The organism is Effusibacillus pohliae DSM 22757, assembly GCF_000376225.1.
Taxonomy (GTDB): domain Bacteria; phylum Bacillota; class Bacilli; order Tumebacillales; family Effusibacillaceae; genus Effusibacillus; species Effusibacillus pohliae.
Genome location: NZ_AQXL01000065.1, coordinates 1 through 6,983, shown reverse-complemented (window position 1 = coordinate 6,983; position 6,983 = coordinate 1). Strand labels below are relative to the sequence as shown.

Sequence of the window (6,983 nt, the reverse complement as noted above, 5' to 3'; positions counted from 1 at the left end):
TGCCGTTGCGATACGTGGTGCGTTCATGGGTTCGCTCGTAGGGTTCCGCTTGGATCTGCTCCGATGCTTGCTTCTGTAAGAGTTGGTTCAAAAACGACTGCATGAGAGATGGAGCCAGTTTGCCATGTGTTGTAAGCAGTTGGTGTAATTCTTCTGCGGAAAGGGTAAGATGGAAGTGAGTCATTTCGATTCCTCCTTGGGATATTGTTGTAGACAAACTCCATGATTCCCAAAAAGAGGATTGAAATGACTCTTCCTATTTCAGATCCTTTTTACACATAATACCGGACACAACTTAAAATCTCGCAAACATCCTTCGCTACAAACCACGGTTCGCCATCCTTAACGACAATTAAAACGCGCCCCGGCCGTTCTGCTCGGCTTGGGGCGCTTTATTTGTTTTCTTGGCTATGCGAATCCTCATCGTCAGATACATACTCGAACAAATCGCCAGGCTGACATTTCAGCGCTTTACAGAGCCGATTGATTTGGTCTATCTCAATCCGCTTTATGGTTCCATGCCAAAGCGCGGAAACAGTATTAGGTCGAATACCTGTCATTTCAGCTAACTTCGTCTGCGTCAGCTTATGTCGGCCCATAAGCTCCGCAACTTTAATCCGGATCATAAAACCCCTCCTCACAATCATTTTAACCACCAACGATAATTTTTGCAAAGATGCGAATAAAATTTATCCTTAGGAGTTGATTAATAACTACAAACGATATAAGATAACCATAGAGGTTGTATTCTAACGAATGGCAGGAGGGATGCCCATGAACGCCCCAACCATCAACTACCACGGTATCGAACATCATCTCATTTTCGACGCTCTACACAACCAGACCGACGGCACCGCATACTTTTTCGCTGACGACGACGGTTTGGTATCAATCCTGCGCTACAACTGGTCATACAGCCGGGCGACAAATCGCTGTGACGTATCTGTCGAGCAAATGTATCTGCCGCGCTTTGTATTCGAAAAAATTAGCCAAACGGAGGTTATGTAAATGGGAAGCAAAGTAATCGAAACGGTATTGACACAAATCAAAGAAAGCCCCGAGTATCAAGCGCTTTGGATCGACATCAGAAACGAAATCCTGGCGAACACCGGCGATATTTCTGCTCTTGAAGATATTGAAGTGCCGGTTGCTGCGCTCGAAACTTTTATCGCCCGCGCCGCGTTCTCTATCGGTTTCAACGCTGCTGTGCGGGTGGGGGTATGCGCTGATGTGTAAAATCACTCGACACGCAATTGAACGTGCGATTGAACGCATGAACGCCAACAGCGAAAAAGACGCGCGCGGCCGGATTCTTTCAGCCTTCCGGCGCGCCAAATATATCGGGAATGTTGAAATGGCTGGGCGGCGCCCGACGCGCATCTTTGTCGATCCGCTCTATAAAATCATTCTGGTTGTGGACGCTAATGTTGACCGGATCATAACCGTTATCAAGCCCAACTTCTCCTATGTGGCGCCCGAATTGTTCGACGACGTGGTTCGAATGCACCTCCAACGCTTGGAGGAGGTCGAAAGGACGCGCGCCGTCAAACTCGACGTAATCGCATGCGAACATCCGCTCATTGAATCCGAATTAAGCGTACTTGACGAAAAGATCCTGCGGACACAGGCGCGACTAAATGCGTTACTTGCGCGGAAAGCCGCCCTTGAAACGATTCTGAACGAGGATCTCGCGGAAATCGCCGAGTTAAACCGGCGCCAACAGCTTCTTGTCAAAAGTCTCGCGAAAGTTTTGCCGGAGCGAGGGAACATCTTAGCGTCCGTTGGGAATGTGTCGTGAGGGGGGGGATGCGCTGATGAATAATTTCGGCGTTGGAAAACTGTTTCGGTGTCCATTTCCTGGTTGCGGATACATCGCCGAATTTATCACGAACTGTCATTGTGTGAATATGCACGGCATGACCAGAAAGGAGATAGTGAGAAGATACGGTAACCCATCAAGTTTAGCTTTCGATTGGAAGGCGATGGAACGTAATTTGGCGACATAAAAATTTTTCACAAAAAGTTCACAAATTACCTGCCACAAATAGAAAAAAATTTACGATATAATATATATACACTCCCGGTGGTGGAGTGTCAGCATATATACCTATATAACGATACAACGCTCCAACACGCCTTCTCCAACATCAAATAAAGTACACCATAAGAAAGTGACTGGTTTTATGATGAGGAGGGGGCGGGGCGGCCTCGGCCCGTTCCGCCGACTGTTGCGCTTGGCGGGCGCGTTCCTTTTCGCGTTCAAGTTCTTGCTCACGTTCTTTGAGCGCCTTTTTGACTTCGCGCAATTCTTTGACTGTCATCTCATCGACGGTTTTTTGTTCGCCGGTGGAAGGGATGATATGTTTTTGCGTGAGAAATTCCGAGCGATCAATGTTTGCCGGAAGTTGCAAGATTTCAAATATCTTTGATACTCCAAATCGGACGACGTCGTCCGATTTGAATTCCTCATAAACCTCTATTAATCTTCTTGCTTGTCTGTCGGTGAAAGAAACATTTTCGCGCAGCCATTTTTCCCATTGACCATGAGTCAAATCCTTTTCTTTGACGTGTTTCAAACGACGACCAATCTCATGAATTGCGTGTCCCGCGATTTGCTTATACGAATTAATTTCCGCCGTAATCACATTCAAATCGTTTGACAATGCCATTACATCACCCATATTCGTTTCCTCCTTTATCGAATCGGCCGGATTTTCGCGACCGTCTTACGCCATGCTTGTTGGCGGTTGCGGAAGATATGGGGGGACGCCCTCGCCGCTCTCCGATCAACTCTTTCTTCCGCCTTATCGCCCGCGCCATCTCCATTGGTGAGAGTTGGCGTCGAACGTCGCGGAGAAGCCGAAACAGACCCGATCAAACAGGCGCGGATTGCGGCGTTTTTGAAGGAGTATTGGGGCGTTCAGCATGGTGGTAACCGCGGATCAAGTCGCCAAAATGGCGATTTGAAAACCACAAGAGATATAGCCGATTTTATAGGCGAATCTAAACGCAATACAGAGCGTCTATTAAAAATTAACGACCTCATCCCCGAAATCCAAGCGCTTGTGTCGGCCAACAGGTTGGGTACGACGGCGGCCGAACAGTTGGCATATTTGACAGAAGAAGAGCAGCGCACGCTTATTGATGTGTTTGGTGCAGAAGCGGTTGGCCGGATTAGCGTTGAACAGTCGAAAGGACAAAATGCCTTTGAAAACAAGTATCCATCGCAGAAAAAAATTACCCTGCGTTTAACGCAGTATCCTAAATATTTCCATTTCCATCGAAAGAAGGGTATTGCCAATGTCAACACCCCCGTTCACTTTTCCATCGAGTGCGACGTCGCACTGTTTCCAAACGAGTTTCCATCGCAGCTATATACGATCAAAACTTGGAAACGTCCAGACGTCTAGACGCTTACCGATTGGGTTTCAATCCCAGTTATACACGATCAAAACTGTAACCACGTGGTTACATGTTGGAAGCCGTACATTGTTTCCATCCCAGCTATATACGATCAAAACCCGATCGGTAAATCGCGCGACGTCGCGCGATTCCCAAATTGTTCGTTTCCATCGTAGCTATATACGATCAAAACCCGTGCGTCCGAACGCATATAACTTGCCCCATTTTTGGGACGACGTCGTCCCCGCCTTCACACCCAAAACCGTCACAAAACCGTTTCTCCGAATTTTGGAAAATTAATTCGGTTTCAATATCAGCTTTTCGGAAATTCCGAAAACCAAATTGTATCTCCGTTTCCATCCCAGTTATATACGATACAAACGAAGCCGGGACACGCATGTCCCGAGTTATGGGCAAAAGACGCCTTATATTTTTTGACCATAACGAAGGGCGTCGGTTAAACCGACACCGTCGAAAAAAGGGTACGCGTTTAATTCGTACCCTTTGGAAATGTAACGACGTCGTTACGGTAAAGTTTTCCGTAACGGACAACGCGCCGACTTTTTACGAGATATAGAGTAGAGGGAATAGAGCGGTCTAGGTTGGCCCCCGAAAAGACTCGGTTTCCCCGACCTCCCCGAGTCCTGGCCGCTCTTGCAAATTTTGCAAAAACGGAGGCGGGCAAAATTCGTTGGAGGGCGATAGGGGAATGGTTGACGAGTTATTAGACTTTGAACGCGCGGCGCGATACGCTTTAACCGGCCGCCAGCGCCAAGTTGTCTGTCTGTATTGCATTCATGGCCTCAAAGCGAAAGAGACGGCGCGACTGTTGCGACTCAAAAACCATTCGACGGTCATTCGAGCGTTGGAAAGCGCGAGAAAGCGCCTTGTCACGCAAATTATGCCGGTCGCAACACGCAACGACGATCTCAAGCATATGGTTTGCGACTCGCGACTTGGCCGGTGGCTGTACGGCGTGGGTACGGGTGTCATTTCGCCGTTTGCGATCATGGACGACTTAACGCTTGCCGAGCTTCAACAGTGGCTCGCAGATAATGATGACTGGAAGATGCGCGACTGGCTGCAGCGGCGTGCGAGCGGCTGGACATATTCGGAGCCAGACGATGACGACGCGCATATCTATCTCGATAAGACATATCGCACAAGGTACGGGCGGGAATATGTGTATACTGCCGAGGATCAGATGCAGCGCCTGAAATCGAAGAATCGGCTGCTGCTGTTTAGCGAGATTGGCGACGAGGCCGCCCTCAAAAAAATTTCGTAGGGACGGCACAAAATGTCGGCTCCCGAATCTTTATTACGGATAGTATCGTTTGTAACAATTTTATGAACTTTTATCGTTTGAGGGTGTAAAACGGTTGATTTCCACAGCTTAGGGTGGAGGATACTATAATTCATCGCCTCAAATGGCGCTTAATTGGGAAAAGACTATCGCCCACACCACACCGGCCGCTTCCGGTCCCCTCGGAGGCGGTCTGTTTTATTTTGGTGCGGTGTTGAGTATTTAAACAACAAAAATCGTGGAGGTGCAAAACAATGCGATTGACGCCAAAAAGTATTCGAATCATCCGAGTCCATTTAGGAATGACGCAGCTTGACTTGGCAAAACTGACAGGCCTCTCGTCTGGCTTTATCAGCGCGATTGAGCGCGAGGACCGAAAAATGCAGCCTCATCACGAAGCCGCGATCCGTCAGGCCTTTGGACTCGATGATGCTACTATCGAAAAGCTACTCTCCGTCAGTAATGACTTACGTATAGCTGGATAGCGTTCGGGGCGCTTTAAAACACAATAATCAAACCTATTATATTTCAAAACGTACAAAAAGGAGTGTTAGGCAGGTATGATGGGCAGTCGTTACTTCTTTTGCTATGACCGTGAGTTGCGGGATTTTCTTACTAAGCAGGGTTTTCGCGATATAACCAAAGCGCTCCATCCTAAGACAATGCGAGTGTTTTGGTTGTTCGAGCGTACACCAAGTTTGACGGCAGCATTAGATGAGTATAACCAGTAACTTAAAGAAAGGGTTGTAAGCATGGAAAAGGTAATAAGCAGGTTATTCGACCTATACTTGATTCAGCACCGCCATTATTTAGTTCAATATCCGGGGGGATATTACATCACAAGAACGCCTGACCAATCGTTCCCGATTCGCAGGTATATGATCGAGGAACATTTGGAGGGCAAGAAAACGCTCGGCACGTTTGCCGGAAAGTATCTAACGAAGTTTATTTGTTTCGACGTAGACTATCGAAACGAAAATATCGCGAAGTGGATCACATACAAAATCGTTGACACACTTGAAAACGCAGGGATTCGCGATTACGCGGTATCATTTTCTGGATCAAAGGGCTACCACATTGACATTTTTCTGAACAAGGCCATCTCGGTGCAGTCAGCGCGCAAATTCTTTGAGTTAGTCGTAAAATTCGCCGAAATTGATGAAGGCGCGGAGGCGGCCGCCCACGGTCAAGTCGAGTTCCGGCCGACCGACAAGCAAGGCGTAAAGTTACCGCTCGGTATCCATCAAAAGACGGGAAACTATTGCGGCTTTTGTCGCATAGAGGACAGATTAAAAGTCATGGATTGCGACGAATCTGTGGCTTTTTTATTTTCACTGAAAAAGATTGATTCAAACGTCGTCCTGGACTTTATCGCGGAAAATGCGCCTACTTACGATCAATATGATGCGGAAGATATGGAGGACGTTGTCGGTAAATACACGCCGCTCTCGACTTACGTAAGCGTAAAAAAGTCCCCACCTATGTATTCGATGGGGACTCTGGTAATCTATGATTGAACCATTCGGCATTTTGCCGGCAGTGAATTTGACCAAGGAAGAAAGTGATCTAATGCCGTTGGATCTTTCAGATCAGCCAACTGCGGGAGCTCTTCAAACAGCCAGGTCAGATATTGAAACGGGTTGAGACCATTTTCCTTCGCCGTTTCGATGATGCTGTAGATGGTCGCACTCGCTTTCGCTCCTCGCGGTGTGTTACTAAACAGCCAGTTCTTTCTGCCCATCACAAACGGCTTGATGGAGCGTTCACTCCGGTTATTATCCAATTCCAGCCGGCCGTCCTTCAAAAATGCCTCAAGCTTCTCCCATTGGTTCAGGCAATAGTGAATCGCCGTTCCCAATAGACTCTTCGGCAGAACATTGGATTTCTGAGCACGAAGCCATGCCAAAAAAGCATCCACTACAGGGCGGCTGCGCTCGGTTCGGATTTTGAATCGCTCTTCAGGCGAGGCATCCTTGATGTCACGCTCAATGGCAAACAGACGGTTGCAGAAGTCCAGTCCTTCACGCGCGGTGACGGCTGCCTTCTGCTTGCCGTCCGGCAATGCCTTCAGTGCCTCATCGAACTTGCGTCGGGCGTGTGCCCAGCACCCGACGAGCGTGACACCGGCTACCTTATGATAACCCGAGTACCCATCGACATGCAGGTAGCCGCGAAAACCGGATAAAAAGTTGCGCGGGTGATGCCCGCCCCGGGTTTCCTGGTACTCGTAGAGCACGATCGCCGGACCTTCCCGTCCTGTGCGATACAACCACAGGTA

At 48.3% G+C, this 6,983-nt stretch carries 11 protein-coding genes; 7 read left to right on the top strand and 4 right to left on the bottom strand.

Annotated features, from left to right (window positions below; genetic code table 11):
- Together C230_RS0101350 and C230_RS0101345 are read right to left on the bottom strand one after the other, a co-directional pair.
- On the bottom strand, window positions 1-184 hold a 184-nt coding region (locus C230_RS0101350; protein ID WP_018130282.1), incomplete at its 3' end, for a transposase.
- Between the two features lie 208 nt (window positions 185-392).
- On the bottom strand, window positions 393-626 hold the full coding sequence (locus C230_RS0101345) for a helix-turn-helix domain-containing protein (RefSeq protein WP_018130281.1): 234 nt from the start codon (window positions 624-626) through the stop codon (window positions 393-395).
- 148 nt (window positions 627-774) lie between these two features.
- On the opposite strand from C230_RS0101345, the gene C230_RS0101340 reads away from it, so the two are divergent.
- The 3 genes from C230_RS0101340 to C230_RS0101330 are packed head-to-tail and all read left to right on the top strand — an operon-like array spanning window position 775 to window position 1,798.
- Window positions 775-1,008, top strand: a complete 234-nt coding sequence (locus C230_RS0101340; RefSeq protein ID WP_018130280.1) for a hypothetical protein — start codon at window positions 775-777, stop codon at window positions 1,006-1,008.
- A complete protein-coding gene (locus tag C230_RS0101335) occupies window positions 1,009-1,236 on the top strand; it encodes a hypothetical protein (protein ID WP_018130279.1) in 228 nt (75 codons plus the stop codon). It begins immediately after the preceding gene.
- Window positions 1,229-1,798: a hypothetical protein gene (locus C230_RS0101330; RefSeq protein ID WP_018130278.1), complete on the top strand. Its 570-nt coding sequence runs from the start codon at window positions 1,229-1,231 to the stop codon at window positions 1,796-1,798. Before C230_RS0101335 ends, C230_RS0101330 begins: the two co-directional genes overlap by 8 nt.
- Before the next feature lie 349 nt (window positions 1,799-2,147).
- Here the strand turns inward: C230_RS0101330 and C230_RS19055 are convergent, their stop codons facing one another.
- On the bottom strand, window positions 2,148-2,681 hold the full coding sequence (locus tag C230_RS19055) for a DUF3102 domain-containing protein (RefSeq protein ID WP_018130277.1): 534 nt from the start codon (window positions 2,679-2,681) through the stop codon (window positions 2,148-2,150).
- A 147-nt stretch (window positions 2,682-2,828) separates the two neighbouring features.
- Between C230_RS19055 and C230_RS0101320 the strand changes: the two genes are divergently transcribed.
- From C230_RS0101320 to C230_RS0101295, 4 genes are all read left to right on the top strand, one after another.
- On the top strand, window positions 2,829-3,410 hold the full coding sequence (locus C230_RS0101320; RefSeq protein WP_156807300.1) for a hypothetical protein: 582 nt from the start codon (window positions 2,829-2,831) through the stop codon (window positions 3,408-3,410).
- Window positions 3,411-4,111: 701 nt separating this feature from the next.
- On the top strand, window positions 4,112-4,687 hold the full coding sequence (locus C230_RS19050) for a hypothetical protein (RefSeq protein ID WP_018130274.1): 576 nt from the start codon (window positions 4,112-4,114) through the stop codon (window positions 4,685-4,687).
- 272 nt (window positions 4,688-4,959) lie between these two features.
- Window positions 4,960-5,190, top strand: coding sequence for a helix-turn-helix domain-containing protein (locus C230_RS0101305; RefSeq protein ID WP_018130273.1), 231 nt, complete (start codon window positions 4,960-4,962; stop codon window positions 5,188-5,190).
- A gap of 267 nt (window positions 5,191-5,457) precedes the next feature.
- Entirely contained in the window at window positions 5,458-6,222 is a 765-nt protein-coding gene (locus tag C230_RS0101295; RefSeq protein ID WP_018130271.1) for a TOTE conflict system archaeo-eukaryotic primase domain-containing protein, read from the top strand.
- On the opposite strand, the gene tnpC is transcribed toward C230_RS0101295, so the two are convergent.
- Window positions 6,213-6,983: IS66 family transposase (gene tnpC, locus C230_RS0101290; RefSeq protein WP_018130270.1), on the bottom strand; the 771-nt coding region annotated here is incomplete at its 5' end. The genes C230_RS0101295 and tnpC overlap by 10 nt on opposite strands.